This is a genomic window from Cupriavidus sp. D384, from assembly GCF_001652915.1.
Classification (GTDB): domain Bacteria; phylum Pseudomonadota; class Gammaproteobacteria; order Burkholderiales; family Burkholderiaceae; genus Cupriavidus.
This window is the reverse complement of record NZ_BBQI01000009.1, coordinates 248777-267874: the sequence shown is the minus strand read 5'-3', so window position 1 is coordinate 267874 and position 19098 is coordinate 248777. Positions and strand designations below refer to the sequence as shown.

Here is a 19098-nt window from a genome sequence, read left to right as displayed (position 1 = left end):
TGGCGGAAACCGGGCAAGCCCCCGGTTTCCATCGGCTCAATCGGCCGTCGCGCCCGACCGCTTCACCACGGCCGACCACTTCCGGATTTCGCTGTCGACGAACTTGCCGGTCTCGGCCGGCGTCATCGGCATCGGCTCCGAGCCGCGGTCGGTGATGAACTTGTGCAGTTCGGGCGATTGCAGCGCCTTCACCGTCTCGGTATTGAGCTGGGCGACGATGGCCGGCGGGGTGGCGGCCGGAGCCATCATCACGGCCCAGCCAAGCGCCTCGAAGCCCGGCACGCCCTGTTCGCGCACGGTGGGCACCGATGGCAGCTGCGGCACGCGCCTGGCCGTGGTCACGGCCAGCGGCAGGGCCTTGTTGGTCTGGATCAGCGGCATGGCGGCCGTGACCGAGTCCACCATCAGCGGAATCTGGTTGCCCAGGAAGTCGGCCTGCGCCGGGCCGCTGCCCTTGTACGGGATATGGACGATAAAGGTGCCGGTCTGCGCCTTGAGCATCTCGGCGGACAGGTGCTGGGTGCCCCCGATGCCCGCGCTGGCGTAGCTGTACTTGCCTGGCGCGGCCTTGGCCTTGGCGATCAGGTCGCGCAGCGACGTGAAGCCCGATTGCGGCGTGGCAAGGAACACCAGCGGCACCGAGAACACGCCCGACACCGGCGCAAAGTCCTGGCGCGGGTCGTAGTTGAGCTTCTTGTACAGCGTCTGGTTGATCGCCATGGCGCTGCCCGCCATCACGATCGTGTAGCCATCGGCCGGGGCCTTGGCGGCCACTTCCATGCCGATATTGCCGCCGGCACCGGCGCGGTTTTCCACGATCACCGACTGGCCCAGCTGCTTGCCGAGCTTCTCGGCCAGGGCGCGGGCAAAGATGTCGGTGGCCTGCCCGGGCGGGAACGGCACGATGAGCTTGATGGGGCGATCCGGCCATGCGGCGTGGGCGGTGCTGGCGGCGGCCAGCAGCAGGGCGGCCAGCGCACGGGGGGCGAATGCCGGGATGGCGAGGGGGCGCAACGACTTCAAGGGGGATCTCCTCAACGGGTTGGAAAGGCTGTGACGTCTTTGTCCGTGGCGTCTTGTTGCGCTTTTGACCAGATTCTACGCGTGCTTCGCTTTCAGAATTGGCTCAAAGACGCCCGGCAAATGGCCGCATACGATCGTTCGCGGATCTCAACCAAGGAGAACGACACGATGCAAGCCGTTGTAGTGCAGCAGTTGGGCGATGTCCCGCGCTTTACCCAATTCCACGATCCGGACCTGCGTGCCGGGGAAATCCTGGTGCGCGTGTGCGCGGCGGTGATCCGGCCGGCGGACCTGGCTATCGCGCGCGGGCACCATGCCTGCATGCCGCTGGAACTGCCCTATGTCTGCGGGCGCGATGGCGTTGGCTACCTGGCCGATGGGCGGCGCGTGTATTTCCGCGCCGGCCGCAGCCCGTTCGGTGCGATGGCCGAGTACGTGCCGGCCGAATGGGTGGTGCCGGTGCCCCACGCGGTGGATTCCGCCGCCGCTGCCGCGCTGGTGGGGCCGGCGCTGGCGGCCTGGCTGCCCCTGGGGGCGCGCGCGGACCTGGCCCCCGGCGAGACGGTGCTGATCCTGGGGGCGTCGGGGCTGGCCGGCAGGCTCGCGGTGCAATCGGCGCGGCTGCAGGGCGCCGGGCGCATTATCGTGGCGGCGCATCGGATCGATCTGCCGGCGATGACCGAAGCCGACGCGCAGATCGACCTGGGCCAGGCGCCCAGCCTGCTGCAGCATGCGTTTGCCACCCATGCCGCCGATGGCATCGACGTGGTTCTCGATTTTGTCTGGGGCGAGACGCTGGAGCTGCTGCTGTCCGCGCTGGTCCAGGCCGGTGGAGAGCCGGCCCTGCCGGCCGACCATGGCACGCGGGTGGTGTCGGTCGCCGACAGGCGGGCGGGCAGCGTGATGCTGGCGCCTGCGGCGCTGCGTGACTCGCGTGCGGTGCTGATGGGATGCGGCCCCGCCAATCATCCGCCGGCGGAAGACCTGCGGTTCCTGGTGGAGGATGTGCTGGGCTGCATGCACGCCGACTACCTGTCGATCGACGCGCCCGAGCAGGTGCCGATGCGCGACGTGGCGGTAGCCTGGCGGCGCGCGGGCGAGCCCGGATTGTGTGTGGTGCTGACGCTCGACTGAGCGGGCCGCCGGCCAGGCGGGGGGCCGGGCGGTGGCTCAGGGGATGCGCACAGGTGCGATCAGGCTGCCTTGCGCTGATCGGCCTGGGCGGCGCCTTCGGCCTTGCGCTCGCCGCCGAGCGCATCGGTCAGGTCGGCCAGCATGCCTGCGAGTTCGCCGGCCATCAGCGCGAAATCGGCGTCAAAGCGCTCGTTCTCGTCGTGAAGCGTGGCGTCGGCCTGTTCCTTGATCACGTCGAGCGGATTGACGCGCTTGACCGCCAGCGCATCGGTCAGCACGAACGACACGCGGTCGTTCCAGGTCATGGCCAGGCGCGTGCAGCGCTTGCCCGCTTCGATATGGCGACGCAGGTCCTCGGGGTCCAGCGGATGGCGCACATAGCGCACGGTTGCCTTGGTCTCGCTGCTCGATTGCAGTTCGATCTCCTGGTCGACCGTGAAGCCGGCCGGCGCGGTGTCGGTGGCGAGCCACTCGGTCATGGCCGCGACGGGCGAGAGGTTGACCTGCAGGCCCACCACGGGCAGCGGATCGATGGCCTTGAACAGCATGCCGCGCACTTCATCGGCCTTGGCCGTGCCGGCCGCGTCGATCGCCAGCCAGCCGTTGACCGGGTCGATCCACACGCGCGTGTCGCGGCGGATGGCGAAGGCGCGCGGCAACAGTTCCTCGGTGACCTGTTCCTTCAGTTCCTTCAGCTGCTTGCGGCCCGGCTTGAAGCCCTGCTGCTCTTCGATCTCGGCGGCACGCGCCTTGGTCACCTGATTGACCACGGTGGCGGGAAGCAGCTTCTTTTCGGTGCGCAGCACCAGCAGCATCTGCTTGTTGACGCAATGCACGAGCTGGTCGTTGTCGCGCGGCGACGCCCAGCCCTGGGTCTGCATTTCAAGGCTGGTGCCGGGATAGAACGCGTGTTTGGCCAGGCAGGCCTCCACATCTTCGGCACTCAGCGTCCACGGGGCGGAGAAACGATGAATCTGGAGATTCTTGAACCACATGAGAATTCGGCCTCGCGTACGGGTTGAAAATTGGCAAGGGACGAATTCTAACGGTTGGGGGCGGGGGTGAAAGCAAGAAAAACGGCGCCCATGTTACGGAATGAAAGCGTTCCGCAACATGGGCGCCTTGTGATAGGCCGCCGGTTGGCGCACGGCTGGCGCCAGGCCCGTCTGTCAGATATTCAGCTTCGAGATCTTCGTGCCTTCCAGGCTCAGGCCGGCCATCAGGCCAGCGTTGGTCATGGCAAAGCCGATGATGGGCTGCTGGGCCGTATTGGTGTCGATCTGGCCGTTCGCGCCAATCGTGGCCAGTGCCACGGTGGCGTCGGCGCCAACCTGCCAGCCGCTGCTGCGCACGAACTTGTCGTAGGCATCCTGCGTCATGAACATCAGGATGAAGGCCTTGGACTGTGCGCCGATCTGCCAGCCGACCGATCCCGAAATGGCCCGGTAGTAGCCGCGATCCGCGCCGCCTGCACGCAGCACGCCGTCGCCGTACTCGCCACCCACGATAAAGCCCGCGGACAGCAGTTTCGGGAAGATCAGGATGCCCTTGGCCTTGGCGCCCAAGTCCCGCGCGCCGTTGGCGGTGGAATAGAGGCGGTTCAGCGTGTCAGTGGCGCCCGTGTCGATTTCGCGCCGTTTGGACGCCGCGTCGCCCGAGTCTTTGGGGCCGGTGAAGCTACATCCTGTAAGCGACAGGGCGCCCACGGAAAGACCGGTGAGGCCGACAAGCCCAGCGCTGCCGGCGGACAGGAAGGTTCGACGTTTCATTATTTCCTCCAGGAGGGTTCATGTGTTGCAACCGCCTCTAAAGCATAGGCGCGCAAGGCACATCCGCAAATGCGATTTTGTCTGACAAGGAGGGTAGGGGACTCTGACATGACCTCGTCATACTTTCTTGCAAATCCGGGGAACTTGTTCCGGAACCGGGCCGTTAACATACCGGTCTGTCGAGCATGCATAGGCCAACCGCGTTCAAACTCATGTCCTTCCCGAAGTCCCCCCGCCAAGCCAATTCCCAATCGTCGATTTCGCGTGCTGCAGTGCAACGCCCCCGTGCCTGGGTGCGTGCCGGCGCGCTCGCCACGCCCCTGGCCGCGTTGCTGCTGGCCGCATGTGCTTCCCAGCCCGCGGTAGAGACGCCCGAGGCCCAACAGGCAACCGCGCAGATGAATTCCGGCTGGCAGGCCGAGCGCGCCAAATATATGGATTGCGTGCAGGACCGCGCCAATGACGGCGCCAAGGGCAAGGGCACGTCGAAGGATGTGGCGGCCGGGGCGATCGATGCGTGCAAGGGCCAGCTCAAGGTCATGCACGATGCCTTCCAGTCGTACCTGTCGGCGCAGATGAGCAGCGCCCACGGCCAGACCAGCGCCCGCCAGGCCGCCGAGCGCGTGACCACCGATACGCGTGAAAAGGCCCGCACGTACCTGACGCGCTACGTCGAAGTGGAGCGCTACAAGGCCGGCCAGCGCTGAGCCGGCGGCATCTTTCCCGTCATCTCTCCTTGAGACGCGCCCTGCGTTTCAAGGATTCAACGTTTGCACGATCTACAGCATTGCCAGCGGCTGCGCGTGACGCGGCGGCGGAAACAGCTTGTCCAGTTCGGCCAGCTGTTCCGGCGTCAGCGTGATGTCCAGCGCGCCAATGTTGTCGCGCAGCCGGTCGCGGTGGCCGGTCTTCGGAATTGCAATGATGTCGTCCGATGCCAGCAGCCAGGCCAGCGCGGCTTGCGCCGGGGTCATGCCATGCTGCTCGGCAAAGCGCTTCAGGCCGGCGTTGCGTAGCAGCCGGGCCTGCTCGATGGGCGAGTAGGCCATGACCGGCACGTTGCGCTCGCGCAACCATGGCAGCAGGTCGAACTCGATGCCGCGCCGGGTCAGGTTGTAGAGCAGCTGGTTCACCGCCACGGCGTCGCCGCCGGGGGTGTCCCAGAATTCCTCCATATCGGACAGGTCCAGGTTGCTGACGCCGAAATGGCGGATCTTGCCGGCGGCCTGCAGCGCCTGGAACGCCTCGATGGTGTCCTCGAACGGCACGTCCCCGCGCCAGTGCAGCAGGTACAGGTCCAGATGGTCGGTGCCCAGCCGGCGCAGGCTGCGCTCGCACGCGGCCACTGCGCCCTTGCGGCTGGCGTTGTGCGGATAGACCTTGCTGACCAGGAACGCGTCGTCGCGGCGCCCGGCCAGCGCCTCGCCGATCAGCGATTCCGACAGCCCTTCGCCATACATCTCGGCGGTGTCCACCAGCCGCAGCCCCATGTCCAGGCCCATCTGCAGCGTGGCGATTTCCTCGGCGCGCGTGGCGCGGTGGTCGCCGATATTCCAGGTGCCCAGGCCCAGCGCGGGAACGCGCTCGCCGCCGGGCAGCGTGACTTGCTTCATGCGATGCCTCCGGTATCGGGAAACTTGCCCTCCACACTAGTGAACATCGCCACGCGGCACAAGCACGCCGCCCGCACGGCACTTTTTACCTGGCTGCAGCAATCGCCGCCGCGCGGGCGCGCCCGGGGGATCAGCGGTGCTGGTGCCGGAACTCCTGCGTCTTGCCGCCATAGCCGTAGGCGGCCGCGCGCGCGTCGATCACATGGATATACGACACCGGGTTGACGTCGCCGATCAGTTCCGACAGCGCCGCGTACGACTGGCGCAGGTACTCGGCCTTCTCGGCCTTGGTGTTGGTCTCGTCGGTCACGCTGATGTCGAGCTGGAAGGCGTTGCGCCCAGTGTCGTATTCGGATAGCGGCTTGCCGCCGATAAACCACTGCTCGCGCGGAATGAACGTCACGGTGGTGGCAATCACGGGGGCTTCCTTGCCCAGCACGCGCTGGGTCAGTTCACCCACCACGGCCACGGCGCGGCGCGTCAGTTCGGTATCGGGATGGCCGGAAATCTGCAGGGAAACGTGGGGCATGACAGGCTCCTTTCGGGTTGGGATTCACGTTGCGGCGCGCGTGTGTATCTGGGTGTTTGCGTGCTGCGGTGATGTCATCGTAGGTGCTGCCTTGAAATCGGAAAAGCGGGAATATACGATGTCATCTATCGGAATAGCCGAAACTTTAAATCATGCGTGGATTCGAAACGGACCAGCTCCGGACCTTTGTTGCCGTGGCCGAAAGCGGCAGCCTGTCGGCCGCAGCGCCCCGGCTGTTCCTGTCGCAATCGTCGGTCAGCGAGCAGTTGCGCAAGCTGGAGGAGCGTGCCGGCGTGCCGTTGCTGACACGCGGCAAGAAAGGCGCGGCCGTGACGCCGGCGGGTGCGCGGCTGCTGGACTATGCCCGGCGGATCCTGTCGCTGAACGAGCAGGCGCTGGCGAAACTGCGTGGTCAGACGCTCGATGGCGAGTTGCGGCTGGCGGTGACCGACTATTTCCGCCCCGGCGAGATCGCCGGCATGCTGCGGCGGCTGCGCGACCGCTATCCCTACCTGAAGCTGCACGTCACGGTCATGAAGAGTGCCGCCATCGAGGCGGCGGCCGAGATGGATGCGTTCGATATCGGCCTGAGCATGCGGTTGATTGGCGCGCGCGGCGCGGAGAAGACCGCCGGCGGTGCGCGTGGCGGCACGGTGCTGCGGCGCGAGGCGCTGGCCTGGGTCGCCGCGCCGGAAATCTCCGAAATCCCACAGGCCACGCTGCCGCTCGTGCTGTTGCCCGATACCTGCTCGATGCACCAGTTCGTCGTGCAGTTGCTGATGCGGCGCCGACGCGAATTCGAGATCGCGCACTCGGCCTCGGGCGTGGCGGGCCTGCATCTGGCGCTGGCCGCCGGGCTCGGCGTGTCGTGCCTGAACGCTTCGGCCATCGGGCCCGGCGTGACACCGCTGGATGCCGCGGGCGTGGCCGGCTGGAAGCTGCCGGCACTGCCGGCGGCGGAGTTCTATCTATTAGGGGCGCGCCGGGGCGAGAGCGCATTCATCGGCCAGGCACGGCAGGCGCTGGCAGAGCAATTTGGCTGAACGGCTACGTCAATATGACGGGCCTGGGCGGTGTGCTCAGGTCTCGCTCCACTGCCGCAGCAGGTTGTGATAGCAGCCGACCAGGCTGCGGCGCGCGCGCTCGTCGGCATTGGTCTGGTTGAGGGTCTGGATGGCGTTGTCCATGTCGAACAGCAGCGTGCGCTGGCCGTCGTCGCGGATCAGGCTCTGGATCCAGAAGAAGCTGGCTACCCGCGTGCCGCGCGTGATCGGCGTCACCTGGTGCAGGCTCGTGGCGGGGTAGATCACCATATCGCCAGCGGCCAGCTTGACCGCATGCACGCCGTAGGTGTCTTCCACCTGCAATTCGCCGCCGTCGTAGCTGGCGGGGTCCGACAGGAACAGCGTGGCGGACACATCGGTGCGCAGCTTGCGCCCAGTGTGCGGATGGATGCGCACGCCGCCGTCCACATGGGCGCCGAACGTCATGCCCTCGCTGTACCGGTTGAACATCGGCGGATAGACGATGTTCGGCAGCACCGCACTAATAAATAGGGGATGGCGTTCCAGCGCGGACAGGATCAGGTGCTGGCACTGCGTGGCCACCTCGGATCTTTCGTCGATCTGCTGGTTGAACTTGACCGCCGCGCCGGAATAGCCGGCCGACACGCGGCCATCCACCCATGCATCGCCGGCATGCTCCAGCTGGGCCAGCACCACGGCCACCTGCTCGACGTTGAGAACTTTCGGAATACGAACCAGCATCTGAGGAATCCGGTTGAAGCCGCCGGGGCCGGCCGTGGCAGGGTAGCCAGGCGCGGCGTGCGGCTCCGGCGGCGCTTACATGCGATAGGTGAACGACAGCATCGCGGTACGGCCCGTGCCCGGCACCGACCGGCCGCCGTCCGACTGGATCAGCGCATCGTAATACTTCTTGTCGAAGATGTTGAACAGATTCAGGCGCACGTCGTACTTGGGCTGGTGATAGGCAATCATGCCGTCCCAGCGCACAAAGCCGCCAACCTGCACTGTATTGGTATTGTTGGCATAGCGCTGTGACATGTAGAACGCGCCGCCGCCCACTTCCCAGCTTGGCAGGATGGAATAGCTGGTCCAGGCCGTGGCGGTGTGCTTGGGCGTGTTGGTCGGCACCATGCCCTGGGTGCCGGCCGCGATGCCGCTCTTGATCTCGGCGTCCAGGTAGGTATAGCCCGCGAACACCTGCCACTTCGGCGTGATGCGGCCGGTCACGCCGGCACGGAAGCCATCCACCTGGATCTTGCCGGTCAGCGCGTACGTGGTGGCGTCGATCTGGCTGCGCGCGTTGTCCTTGGTGATGCGGAAGATGGCCGACGTCACCGACAGGTTGCCGCTCATCAGGTCCCACTTGCCGCCAGCCTCGTAGGCCTTGTTCTTCTCGGGGTCCAGCGATTGCTGGCCCACCGTGCCCACCAGCTGTTCCAGCGACGGGTTGAACGAGGTGCCGTAGGAAATGTAGTACGACTGTGCCTCGGTCGGCTGCCAGATGCCGCCCAGCCGCACACTGGTGAAGTGGACGTCCTGGCTGGCGTTGGGCAGCACCGTGCTGCCGGCCGTGTTGCCGGAATTGATCGAGTTGCTGATGCTGGCGATGTACTTGTCGTAGCGCAGGCCGGCCACCGCCTTCCATTGCTTCGAGAACTCGATCGAATCGTTCGCGTAGACCGCCACGGTGTTGGCCGAGCCGCCCTGCAGGTTGCCGGTGCTGGAGGCCACGTTGCCCGGCGAGTCGCGGTACGGCGGGTCGATGACCGGCGTGCAGGCCACGAAGCCGGACGTGCCCGTGGCCGGGTTCAGCGCCGTGCTGCCGCAGCTGCCGTTGCGGTAGTAGTTCTGGTTGTTGTAGCCGTCGTGGCCGAACTCCAGGCCGGTCAGCAGCGTGTGCTTGACCGGGCCCGTATCGAACTTCGCGGTCAGCTCGGTCTGGTTGAAGATCGAGTAGTCGCGGATGTTGCGGTCATGGCTCTGCTGGCGCACGTACAGCTGCGACAGCGGCAGGTTGGTGGTGGTCAGCGCGGTAAATGCGCCGGCTGCGTTGATCGATCCCACGGCGTTCGGCGCGGTCTCGCGCGCATCGGTTTCCACATAGTTGAACGCCGTGACGTTGCGCAGGCGCAGGTTGGGCGAGAACTTGTGGTCGATGGCGCCATTGAGCGACACGATGTTCTGGCGCGTGCGGTCGTTGTTGAAACCGTAGTACGTATTGCGGTCGACATTGACCGGATGGCCGTTGATGGCGGGCAGGCCGTAGTCGGGCATGTCCTCGTTGTGCTGGAGCAACGCCGAAAGGGTGATCTCCGTCGAGGTACCGATGCCAAAACGCCACGACGGCGCGATGCCGAAATCCTGCACGGTCATCTCGTCGCGCGTGCTCGGCTTGCCGTCCTGGGCCATGGCCGAGATGCGGAACGCCGAGGTGTCGCCGGTGGGCGTGTTCACATCCGCCGTGGCGCGCACCAGGCCGTTGGTCGTGACCGATCCGGTGACCTCGGTGGCGGCCTGCAGCTTCGGCTTCTTGGTGACCTGGTTGATCACGCCGCCCGTGGAGCCGCGCCCGAACAGCATCGACGACGGACCCATCAGCACTTCCACCTGGTCCAGCGCGAAGGTGTCGCGGTAGTACTGGCCGCGGTCGCGGAAGCCGTCCAGGTAGATGTCGGTGCGCGCCGAGAAGCCGTTCAGGTTGATGTTGTTGCCGATCTGGCCGCCTTCGGCGCCGCCGATGGTGATGCCGGGCACGTTGCGCAGCGCATCGGCCAGCGAGCTTGCCCCCTGCGATTCCATCAGCGCGCGGTTCACGATCGTCACCGATTGCGGCACGTCGCGCAGGTCAGCCGGCAGCTTCGACAACTGGCTGCCCGTGGGGTTGAAGTCGTCGCGGGCGGAGGATCCCTGGACAGTCACCTCGCGCAGCGTCTGGGGCACCGATTCGCCCTTCTGCGGCGTCGATGTGGCGGTCGAGGGGGCAGGGGCTGCGGAGGGTGCTGCGGGCGCCTGTGCGGCGGGCTGGACGGCCTGCTGCGCGAAGGCTGCGGGTGAGGCAAAGAGGGCCACCAGCGCGGCGGCCACAGGGGTGCGACGGAGCATTGTCAGTTCCAGTGCGCCCCGTACTGCCGGGCCCTTTACCGGCTTCACCACCGGGGCTGAATGTTCGGGCGATCGGGAATATAAATAGGAACCATTCTCGTTGCAACCGCGCTGCAAGCACGTTGCGCCGCGCTCACAGACACGCTGCCGCCCGCTCAGATGTCTGCAAGTTCAAACATCGGATGCGAGGCACTATCTCTTGTGGGGCAGTAACGCGCACATTGCGCGCGCGATATGTCAGATCTGACAAGATTTGGACATCATGCAAACGGCCCGCATGTCGCGGGCCGTTTGCAGACATTTGACCATCCGGGCGGGTGATCTCATCCAAAAAAGTTTTGGACGGTGCGCTGGCGGAGCCGTGGGCCGGACCTGAAGCCCGGGCCACCCGCGCGGCTGGCCCCGGCCGATTAATCGGCCGTCATGTTGGCGTTCTTGGCGATACGGCCAAGACGTTCGCGTTCCGACTTGATGAAGGCCACGAAGCTCTCCACCGAACCACCGGCCGGCTCGATACCGTTCTGGATCAGGCGTTCGCGAATCTCGGGGTTCTGCATGCCGGCCGTCAGCTCGGCGTTGAGCTTCTTGATGATCGCGGGGTCGGTGCCCTTCGGCGCGAAGATGCCGGCCCAATGGCCGATGCGCACTTCAGGCAGGCCCTGCTCGGCCGTGGTGGGGATGTTCGGTGCCGCGGGCATATGCTTGTCCCACGTCGCGCCCAGCGCCTTGAGCTTGCCGGCCTTGATCTGCGGCAGTACCACGATCGATGCTTCGGACGTGGCGGCCACCTGGTTGCCGATCACGGCGGTGATGCTCTCCGATCCGCTCTTGTACGGCACCACGGTCAGCTGCGCGCCTTTTTCCTTAAGCATTTCTTCGACGAAATGCGGCGTGCTGCCGCTGCCGGCGGTGGCAAACGGTACGCCACCCTGTTTCTTCGAATACTCGACCAGTTCCTTCACGTTGTTCACCGGCAGCGACGGCGATGCCACGATCACCGACGGGCTGACGGCGATCAGGCCCACGGGCACCAGGTCGTCGGGCTGGTAGGGCATCTTCGTGCGGATCAGGCTGTTGGTGACCGTGCCCACGGCACCCACCAGGAACGTGTAGCCATCGGGCTTGCTCTTGGCCACGTAGTCGGCGCCTACGATGCCGCCCGCACCCGGACGGTTCTCGATCACCACGGGCTGGCCAATCCGCTTGCTGACGGCCTCGGCACCGGCACGTGCCACGAGGTCGTTGGCGCCACCGGCCGTGAACGGCACGACGAACTTGATGACGTGGTTGGGCCACGCATCGGCAGCGTGTGCCGTGGTGGCGATCAGCGAGGTGGCGGCGAGTGCCAGCGCCAGCGTACGGGCGCGAGGGAAGAAATGCATGTTTCGTCTCCGGTAGTTGTTGTAAAGAGGATCGGAGGATCGATCTTACCGAAGGAAGCTGTCAGTTTGCTGAATGGGCGGGTGGCGTCTTTCTTGCTGCCTTTCTTGCCTGGCCTGCGGGGCCTCTCTCCCATGTGCGGGAGAGAGGCCGCCCCTGGTGGCATCAGAACGTCACTGCTGGCGCACCCAGGTCTGTGTCCGGCCGATCAGGCTGATGCCGATGAAGCCGCGCACATTGAGCTTCTTGCCGTCGTCGGCCATCGACATCTTGCACTTGTAGAGCTTGCCGGTTTCGGGGTCCAGGATCTCGCCGCCGGTCCATTCGTTGTCGCCGGTCTTGCGCAGGCCGGTGAGCAGGGTCATGCCGATGATGGGCTGGTCCTTGCGCGCGTCGGTACATTTGTCGCAGACCTTGGGCGGGCCTTCGGTCGGCACCAGGCTCTTCACGAGCTTGCCGCTGTACACGCCGTCCTTCTCGGCAATCTCGATCACGCCGCGCGGCTTGCCGGTGGTGTCATCGATCGTGTTCCATGTGCCTGCCGGCGTGGCTTGTGCCATCGCGAAGGTGCTGGCGGTGAGTGCGGCGGCGAACGCGGCGGCACGGGCGGTGTGGCGAAGCAGGGCGCGGGGGTCGGTCATGCGCATGAAGATCTCCAGTTCAATGTCGCGATGGCGGATTCACCAGATCGCGGCGCGGTTTTTTTTCCGGTCGGCAAGGTTGCATGCAGCCAGCCTGCAGGTCTGACACGCAAGTCATACACGACGTGCAGGATGTCGGCACCGGGCCAGGAGGATTGCAGCGGTTCGCAATGAACCGCGTTCCTGCTGGCCGGCATCGGCATCGCGCGACGCCAATCTACTGGCGCCCGTCGTTCGCTGCAATCTCCCGCATCCGTTTGCGTACGCACCAGAGCGTACCGCACCACCACCTGCAATCGCCCGCCGGGCGGCGGCTGGCCTGGATTTTGTCCTGCAACAAGCACCGCGCGGGAAGCGTACCCGAGACATTCCTCTAGCGGCGTGTGCGATGGCGCAACCGCGCCACACCGGCACGTCACCGACTCCGGTGGCGTTGCGGCGAAGCCGTGGCGACGGCATCGGTAGGAACCCGCATACGCGTGTGGCACAGCGCCCCAATGTTCGTGCCCGGCAATCGTTGACCTGGCAGCGGATTGGCTGCGACGAGCGAGGCGCGCCAGACGCCGATGATCGATCTGCCGACCGATCCGTCGCGCGATGCGATGGCCGATGGGAGGACGATGCCAGGTTGGATCGACGGCTGGCGCGACGAGCATCGCGGTGGTGGTGCCGCGCGGCGATCGTTCGACCAGCGACACGACGCGATGTTGGACGAGCGCGGTGTCGCGACCACCGGTTCGTACGTGCGCCGACACATCATCGATCGTGCGACTGACATCAAAACGCAGGTGTCGATGCACGTCGAACAGAGAAACCGTTGCGTAGGCGCATCACTCTTTCGTCGTGCTCGCGCAACTGTCGGATCGACGCACGCGAGACCGGCCGAAGCGTTGACGCGATCGTCGCGCGATCAGTCTGTCGCAGTGGCCGCGTGCGTCGAGCAATCGCACCGAAGTGTGATCGCCGACGTCCGTGCTTACGCTGCGCGATGCGGCTGTCGGATGCGTCTTCGTGTGCGTGCGTGTGCGTCGGAAAGCCACTATTCATGCGGGTTTCCAGTCAGTGTCAGGCAATGCGAAGCGGTGCGATGACGTCGTGGACGGGCACGGCAAGCATGCCGTTGGAGGACGCGCACGCAGGGTGCTGGCACGCGTTGCACAGCGCCGTCGCGAGGTGGTCTCCGACCATCGAAACACACGCGTGACGGAACTTCGTTTGGTGTGCGCGCGTCATGATGAGAGAGCGTATCGATGGTGTCGTGATCGCAGTGCTCGCGTGAATTAGATCGATTCGTTCTTGCGCGCAAGTTTTTTTGCACTTTTTTCTTAACATCATCGAACAAACGAATTATGATTCGCCTTGACAAGAGTCTCACTTCATTGCATCGATGTGTTTGACGAAGCGAGCGTTGCAAGAAGGCAAGCAAGAAGCAACGATGACGCGATGCTTCGTCGCAGTGAATGCGGGTAGCCGAGGAGCACCAGAACTTTGACGCAGACCGGGCCGATCAGGCTTCTTACAACGCGTGCAGTCTCCTGTAGCCCAGTGACGGGATGGGCAAGCTACCCCCGTGGAATTGATGTCTGCAGTGCGCGAGGCCAAGCCCGTGCTGCAGGCTTGCTGACCGATATCTCCTCTATTCAGGCAGCGCGCCGTCACGATGGGCGGCGCGGGCCAATCGAATATTCCAGGGCACGGCATGCCCCGGAAATCCGCCTGTACGCTGGCTTTGCAGCCAGCGCGCGGATTTCGCGCTGCCGTGAAGACACCGCGCTGCGCGACACGGGTCGCGGCGGTATCCCTGCTACCGAATTCATTAGCGTGCGGTTCAAGCTGTCGTGCGCCGATGAATCGCTCGCTCGATTGGGGCATGTATCCATGCGCCTCGGATCGGTCGGGTCGTCCATTTAGGTCATTCGATATTTCACGCTAGTGAAGGAGTTATCCATGGCAACTGCTGCAAAGAAAAAGCCGGCCGCCAAGAAGGCTGCCAAGCCGGCCGCCAAGAAGGCCGCTGTGAAGAAGGTCGCCGCCAAGAAGGCTGCTCCGGCTGCCAAGAAGGCTGCTGTGAAGAAGGTTGCGACGAAGAAGGTTGCTGCCAAGAAGGCTGCTCCGGCTGCCAAGAAGGCCGCAGTGAAGAAGGTTGCCGCCAAGAAGGTCGCAACCAAGAAGGTCGCCGCCAAGAAGGCAGCACCGGCCAAGAAGGCTGCAGTGAAGAAGGTTGCCGCCAAGAAGGTTGCAACCAAGAAGGTCGCCGCCAAGAAGGCAGCACCGGCCAAGAAGGCCGCAGTGAAGAAGGTTGCTGCCAAGAAGGCCGCACCGGCCAAGAAGGCTGCTGCCAAGAAGCCGGCTGCGAAGAAGGCTGCCGCCAAGCCTGCTGCCAAGAAGGCCGCTGCCAAGCCTGCTGCCAAGAAGGCCGCCGCCAAGCCTGCTGCGAAGAAGGCTGCTGCCAAGCCTGCTGCGAAGAAGGCTGCCGCCAAGAAGCCGGCTGGCAAGAAGGCTGCCAAGCCTGCCGCTGCTCCTGCCGTTGCACCGGCTGCTGCTGCACCCGCCAAGACCGCGCTGAACCCGGCAGCGGCCTGGCCGTTCCCGACGGGCAACCGTCCGTAATTGCCTCGCCTTCGTGCGAGCGATCACTACCGGGAAGCGCCTGGGCACGCATGGCGTGCCACACTGACCGGATACGCCGTATCCGGTCCGCAAGACAGCGAGTCTTGCCAACCCGCCGATGGCATCCGTGCCCGGCGGGTTTTTTATTGGCCCTTGAGCCACGCCAAATGAAAAACGCCGCGGCCCAAGGGCACGCGGCGTTTCTTTCTGACAGGCGTGTAATGTTTTCAGTGCGAGACGCGTGTCACGCCACCGGAAGACAGCAGGCGCACGCGGTCGCCGGGACGGAACACCTCGTCGGCTTCCTGCGTGATGGCGCGCATGTCGCCGTCTTCGAGCTGCACCGTGATCTCCAGGCCGCGGCGCTGCGTGATGCGGTTCTCCGCCGCGCTGCCGGCAATGCCCCCAAGCACGGCGCCCAGCAGGCCCGCTGCCACCGAACCTCCGCCGCTGCCGATGGTGCTGCCCGCCGCGACACCGCCGATGGCGCCGCCGGCCAGCGTGCCGGCACCCGTGGAGCCGCCCTGAATCATGACTTCGCGCACACCCTGGACCACGCCATAGCGCACCGTCTGCTCGCGCTGCGCCTGGCCCGGTGAATAGACGCTGCCGGAATTGGAGTAGTTGGCACAGCCGCTGACCAGGGCCGCGGTGGCCAGCACCACGAAACCGCCGATTCGAAGGATCTGATTCATCGCAACTCCCGTCTGAATGCCGCGCCCTTCATCGTCGTCCGGTGTGCGCGGTTCACCGTTTCATCTTAGGCGTATTGGTAACCGAACGCCGCCGCAAAGCGGCTGCCGATTTCCTCACGCGAAATCCAGTGATTCTGGGGGCCCTGCTGGGCAATCTTGAGCGCACCCATCAGCGATGCGAGGCGGCCGGTGGTTTCCCAGTCCATGCCCTGCTCGATGCCGTAAAGGAGGCCGCCACGGAAGGCGTCGCCACAGCCGGTGGGGTCCACCACGCGCTCGGCCTGCACGGCCGGGATGGCGTACTGCTGGCCATCGGCAAAGACGCTGGCGCCACGTTCGCCGTGCGTCACGATGAACGCGCGAACCTTGGCGGCCACTTCCGCGCTGGTCCAGGCGGTGCGCGACAGCATGACCTGTGCTTCGTAGTCATTGACCGTCACGTAACTGGCGAGTTCAATGAACGCCCGCAGGTCCTCGCCGTTGAACAGCGGCATGGCCTGGCCCAGATCGAAGATGAACGGAATGCCCGCCTCGGCGAACTGCTGTGCATGGTGCAGCATGCCTTCGCGGCTGTCCGGCGCCACGATGCCCAGTGCCGGGCGCTTGCCGGCACCAAGCGCGTCCTGCACGCTGTTGATCTGCGACTGGCCCATGGCGCCCGGGTGGAATGCGGTGATCTGGTTGTTGTCCAGGTCGGTGGTGATCATTGCCTGCGCCGTGAACGTGTCGGGCAGCGTGCGGATGTGGTCGGTGGCAATGCCCAGATCGCGCAGGTACTGCAGGTACGGGCCAGCGTCCTGGCCCACGGTGGCCATCACGAACGGATCGCCGCCGAGCATCTTCAGCGTATATGCGATGTTGCCGGCGCAACCGCCGAACTCGCGCCGCATGCCGGGAACCAGGAACGAAACGTTCAGCATGTGGATCTGGTCCGGAAGAATGTGTTCACGGAACCGGCCGTCGAACGTCATGATGGTGTCGTAGGCGACGGAACCGCAGATCAGGCTGGACATCTCTTCTCCAAATGGCCCGGCGACGGGCCGCAACAGATACGTTAAATAATTCCGCCCGTGCATGACGGGCGGAAGTGCTTGTGCAACTGTGTTCTACCGCACAGATTATTTCAGTGCAGCCAGAGCAGCGTCGTAGTTTGGCTCCTGCTTGATTTCAGGCACCAGTTCGCTGTACGTGACGGCGTCGTTCTCGTCGACGACCACCACGGCACGCGCGCAAACGCCGGCCAGCGGGCCGCTCTTGATGTCCACGCCGTAGGCGTTCTTGAAGTCGGCGCCGCGCATCGTCGACAGCGTCACCACGTTGGCCAGGCCTTCGGCCGTGCAGAAGCGGCCCATGGCGAACGGCAGGTCGGCCGAGATGGTCAGCACCACGGTGTTTGCCAGGCTGCTGGCGGCCTCGTTGAACTTGCGGGCCGATGCCTGGCAGACGGGCGTGTCCAGGCTCGGAACGATGTTCAGCACCTTGCGCTTGCCTGCGAAGTCAGCCAGCGTCACGTCCTTCAGGTCCTTGCCGACCAGCGAGAAGGCCGGGGCCTTGTCGCCAGCATGGGGAAACTTGCCGCCAACTTCGATGGCGTTGCCGCCAAGGGTCACATTGCTCATGGTTGCTCCTGTCAGAAAAGTACAGCCCGCCGGCCCGGTACATTGCCGGCCGGCGTGGCGAGGGGGGCGTTGGAATTCAGGGGTAGAAGATCAGCACGCGGTAATTGGCAGCCGCCTGCTGCGTTCGGAATCGTACCCGAACCGGCAGTTCGCTGCCCGCGCGCAGGCCCGTGGCGGCAAAGCCGCGCTGGACGGGCTCCAGGTATTCGGCTGGCAGCAGCACGCGGCGCAGCAGCAACTGGTCCTGCAGATCGGTCATGACAAGCTCGATCGCCGGCAGCGCCGTGGTGGCGCGGCCCTGGTTGCGCAGCGTCACCGCCAGCAGGTAGACGTCGCTGGCCTCGTCCTGCTTCTGCAGTTGCGAGCTGTCGATGCGTAGGGCGTCAAGATCGCGCCACGGCGGCACATCGCAGCCGAACGGTGCGCAGGCTGCCTCAAGTACCGGACGCAGCACCGGCATGCTGCCGGCAATCTGGCTGCGGGCCAGATAAATGCCCTGCACCAGGATGCCGAGGCCAAGCACGGCGGCTGCCGCGCGCATCCAGGTGCGCCGGCTGCCCGGCATCGACACCTTTGCGCTGGGCGCGCGCGCCTGGTCGCGATCGCGCGTATGGCGCAGGAAGTCGGGCGCGAAGACCGGCCCGCTGGCTGCCGTGCCGGCCGCCGTGGCAGGCGAGCCCTGGTTCAGCCAGTGGCGCGTGGTGGTCTCGCGTGCCACGGCGTCGGGCGTGCCATCGCGCAACGTGACGCCAAGGTCGTGTTCGATGACGTCCTTGGCCTGCGCCGCCCAGGCTTCGGCCTCGGGGTCGGCTGGATCTTCGGCACGCAGGAAACCGCTGGCGCTGGGCACCGGGTCGGCCTGCGGAAACGGCTCGGGCGCCGGCAAGGCATCGGCGGACGTGTCGGGCGATGTGTCGGCAGGCACATGGGACACATCGGATGCTTCCGATGTGTCAGTGCTATCAGTTGAATCAGTCGAATCAGTCGTTTCTTTCGCGCGCGCGCCATCCGACACGGTATCGGGCGACGCTTTCGCATCTGCGGACGCAGTTGCGTCGGGCGTTGCGGCACCGGCTTCGGCCATGGGCCGGGTCGATGGTGCGTCGGCGGGGCGCAGCGGCGGCCAACTGGCCCTGGCGCTGTACGCGCCGTAGGGCGGCATGCCGGACGGGTTCTTCGGCGCGAATGCCGCGGCCGGGTCCAGCGAGGAGTGCGATGCCTGGGATGCGTGCGATGCGTCTGGCGCTGGCGACTGCGGCGCCAGCACCGGCTCGTCGTCGAAGGCCGAGTGATCGAGCGTCGGCCATGGCAGCGGCGGTTCGGTCAGTGGGGTTTCCGCTTCCGGCGCTGTATCGGCTGATGCGGGTGTGGATGTTTCGGACACCGGTTCCACGTCGGCTTGCGGCGCTTCTGTCTCGACGGCCGCAGCATCGGCGGTTTCCGGCGCGACGGCATGCCCGACTGCCGGTTCCGATTCGGGTTCCGATTCGACTTCGGGCGAGATTTCGGGCGAGATTTCAGGGCTGGCGGCGCCGGCATCGGCAACCGCTTCCGCCGCATCGGGATTCGCGCCAGCCTCTTCATCGGGTGACGGCTCCGACATCATCGTCGTCGGCGAATCAAGCGCGGGGACTTCGTAGCCCGGATCAAAGCCCGGTTGGAACGGAGCGTCGTCTTCGCGCGCGCGGGCCGTTGCCTGCGTCCGCTCGGCATGGGCCAGCGCGGCGGCCATCGTCACGGCAGGTGCTGTCGGTGCTGTCGGCGTAGCCGCTGTGGATGCCTTGGCCGAAGCCGCAGCGGGGGCGGGCACCTCGATCAGGTGTTCACGCGCATCGAAGACGGTGTCGCATTGTCCGCAGCGAACCAGGCCCTGGCGCAGCCGCAACTGATCCGCAACGAGCCGGAACGCGGTGCGGCAGGCCGGGCAGCGCGTGACGAGCTTGGCGGCGGCCATGATG

General features: G+C 65.7%; 19 protein-coding genes. 6 read left to right on the top strand and 13 right to left on the bottom strand.

Annotation, left to right across the window (positions count from 1 at the left end; all coding sequences use genetic code 11):
- Nucleotides 1–36: 36 nt before the first annotated feature.
- Entirely contained in the window at nucleotides 37–1023 is a 987-nt protein-coding gene (locus tag A9J21_RS04610) for a tripartite tricarboxylate transporter substrate binding protein (protein ID WP_404851344.1), read from the bottom strand.
- A gap of 168 nt (nucleotides 1024–1191) precedes the next feature.
- On the opposite strand from A9J21_RS04610, the gene A9J21_RS04605 reads away from it, so the two are divergent.
- Complete coding sequence (locus tag A9J21_RS04605) at nucleotides 1192–2157, top strand: zinc-binding alcohol dehydrogenase family protein (protein WP_066732511.1); 966 nt, start codon at nucleotides 1192–1194, stop codon at nucleotides 2155–2157.
- Nucleotides 2158–2216: 59 nt separating this feature from the next.
- Here the strand turns inward: A9J21_RS04605 and A9J21_RS04600 are convergent, their stop codons facing one another.
- Together A9J21_RS04600 and A9J21_RS04595 are read right to left on the bottom strand one after the other, a co-directional pair.
- Nucleotides 2217–3152, bottom strand: coding sequence for a recombination-associated protein RdgC (locus tag A9J21_RS04600; protein WP_066732346.1), 936 nt, complete (start codon nucleotides 3150–3152; stop codon nucleotides 2217–2219).
- A 174-nt stretch (nucleotides 3153–3326) separates the two neighbouring features.
- Nucleotides 3327–3926: a YSC84-related protein gene (locus A9J21_RS04595; RefSeq protein WP_066732345.1), complete on the bottom strand. Its 600-nt coding sequence runs from the start codon at nucleotides 3924–3926 to the stop codon at nucleotides 3327–3329.
- A 272-nt stretch (nucleotides 3927–4198) separates the two neighbouring features.
- Here A9J21_RS04595 and A9J21_RS04590 point away from each other — a divergent pair, with 272 nt between their 5' ends.
- On the top strand, nucleotides 4199–4633 hold the full coding sequence (locus tag A9J21_RS04590; RefSeq protein ID WP_231906801.1) for a hypothetical protein: 435 nt from the start codon (nucleotides 4199–4201) through the stop codon (nucleotides 4631–4633).
- Between the two features lie 72 nt (nucleotides 4634–4705).
- Here the strand turns inward: A9J21_RS04590 and A9J21_RS04585 are convergent, their stop codons facing one another.
- On the bottom strand, nucleotides 4706–5539 hold the full coding sequence (locus A9J21_RS04585; RefSeq protein ID WP_066732342.1) for an aldo/keto reductase: 834 nt from the start codon (nucleotides 5537–5539) through the stop codon (nucleotides 4706–4708).
- Between the two features lie 130 nt (nucleotides 5540–5669).
- A complete protein-coding gene (locus A9J21_RS04580) occupies nucleotides 5670–6068 on the bottom strand; it encodes a 4-oxalocrotonate tautomerase (protein ID WP_066732340.1) in 399 nt (132 codons plus the stop codon).
- A 152-nt stretch (nucleotides 6069–6220) separates the two neighbouring features.
- On the opposite strand from A9J21_RS04580, the gene A9J21_RS04575 reads away from it, so the two are divergent.
- A complete protein-coding gene (locus A9J21_RS04575) occupies nucleotides 6221–7111 on the top strand; it encodes a LysR family transcriptional regulator (protein WP_066732337.1) in 891 nt (296 codons plus the stop codon).
- A gap of 36 nt (nucleotides 7112–7147) precedes the next feature.
- Here A9J21_RS04575 and A9J21_RS04570 read toward each other — a convergent pair whose 3' ends face one another.
- The 4 genes from A9J21_RS04570 to A9J21_RS04555 form a co-directional block, all read right to left on the bottom strand.
- Nucleotides 7148–7834, bottom strand: coding sequence for a Fe2+-dependent dioxygenase (locus A9J21_RS04570; protein WP_066732335.1), 687 nt, complete (start codon nucleotides 7832–7834; stop codon nucleotides 7148–7150).
- Between the two features lie 75 nt (nucleotides 7835–7909).
- A complete protein-coding gene (locus A9J21_RS04565) occupies nucleotides 7910–10195 on the bottom strand; it encodes a TonB-dependent siderophore receptor (RefSeq protein WP_066732508.1) in 2286 nt (761 codons plus the stop codon).
- 410 nt (nucleotides 10196–10605) lie between these two features.
- Nucleotides 10606–11577, bottom strand: a complete 972-nt coding sequence (locus A9J21_RS04560) for a tripartite tricarboxylate transporter substrate binding protein (RefSeq protein ID WP_066732334.1) — start codon at nucleotides 11575–11577, stop codon at nucleotides 10606–10608.
- 171 nt (nucleotides 11578–11748) lie between these two features.
- The gene (locus A9J21_RS04555) at nucleotides 11749–12222 is read right to left on the bottom strand and encodes a DUF2147 domain-containing protein (protein ID WP_066732332.1); all 474 of its coding nucleotides are present in this window, start codon (nucleotides 12220–12222) and stop codon (nucleotides 11749–11751) included.
- 560 nt (nucleotides 12223–12782) lie between these two features.
- On the opposite strand from A9J21_RS04555, the gene A9J21_RS31365 reads away from it, so the two are divergent.
- From A9J21_RS31365 to A9J21_RS04550, 3 genes are all read left to right on the top strand, one after another.
- Nucleotides 12783–13307: a hypothetical protein gene (locus tag A9J21_RS31365; protein WP_156545662.1), complete on the top strand. Its 525-nt coding sequence runs from the start codon at nucleotides 12783–12785 to the stop codon at nucleotides 13305–13307.
- A gap of 526 nt (nucleotides 13308–13833) precedes the next feature.
- Nucleotides 13834–14127: a hypothetical protein gene (locus tag A9J21_RS30640; RefSeq protein WP_231906800.1), complete on the top strand. Its 294-nt coding sequence runs from the start codon at nucleotides 13834–13836 to the stop codon at nucleotides 14125–14127.
- 36 nt (nucleotides 14128–14163) lie between these two features.
- Nucleotides 14164–14826 (top strand): histone H1-like DNA-binding protein, encoded by a 663-nt coding sequence (locus A9J21_RS04550; protein WP_066732330.1) that lies wholly within the window; start codon nucleotides 14164–14166, stop codon nucleotides 14824–14826.
- Nucleotides 14827–15053: 227 nt separating this feature from the next.
- On the opposite strand, the gene A9J21_RS04545 is transcribed toward A9J21_RS04550, so the two are convergent.
- From A9J21_RS04545 to A9J21_RS04530, 4 genes are all read right to left on the bottom strand, one after another.
- Nucleotides 15054–15521, bottom strand: coding sequence for a hypothetical protein (locus tag A9J21_RS04545; RefSeq protein ID WP_066732328.1), 468 nt, complete (start codon nucleotides 15519–15521; stop codon nucleotides 15054–15056).
- A gap of 65 nt (nucleotides 15522–15586) precedes the next feature.
- Nucleotides 15587–16534, bottom strand: a complete 948-nt coding sequence (locus A9J21_RS04540; protein ID WP_066732326.1) for a carbohydrate kinase family protein — start codon at nucleotides 16532–16534, stop codon at nucleotides 15587–15589.
- Nucleotides 16535–16639: 105 nt separating this feature from the next.
- Nucleotides 16640–17140 carry a thiol peroxidase gene (tpx, locus tag A9J21_RS04535; protein ID WP_066732325.1) on the bottom strand — a complete coding sequence of 167 codons (501 nt, stop codon included), beginning with the start codon at nucleotides 17138–17140 and terminating at the stop codon, nucleotides 16640–16642.
- A gap of 76 nt (nucleotides 17141–17216) precedes the next feature.
- Nucleotides 17217–19094, bottom strand: a complete 1878-nt coding sequence (locus A9J21_RS04530; protein WP_066732323.1) for a DUF3426 domain-containing protein — start codon at nucleotides 19092–19094, stop codon at nucleotides 17217–17219.
- Nucleotides 19095–19098 lie beyond the last annotated feature (4 nt).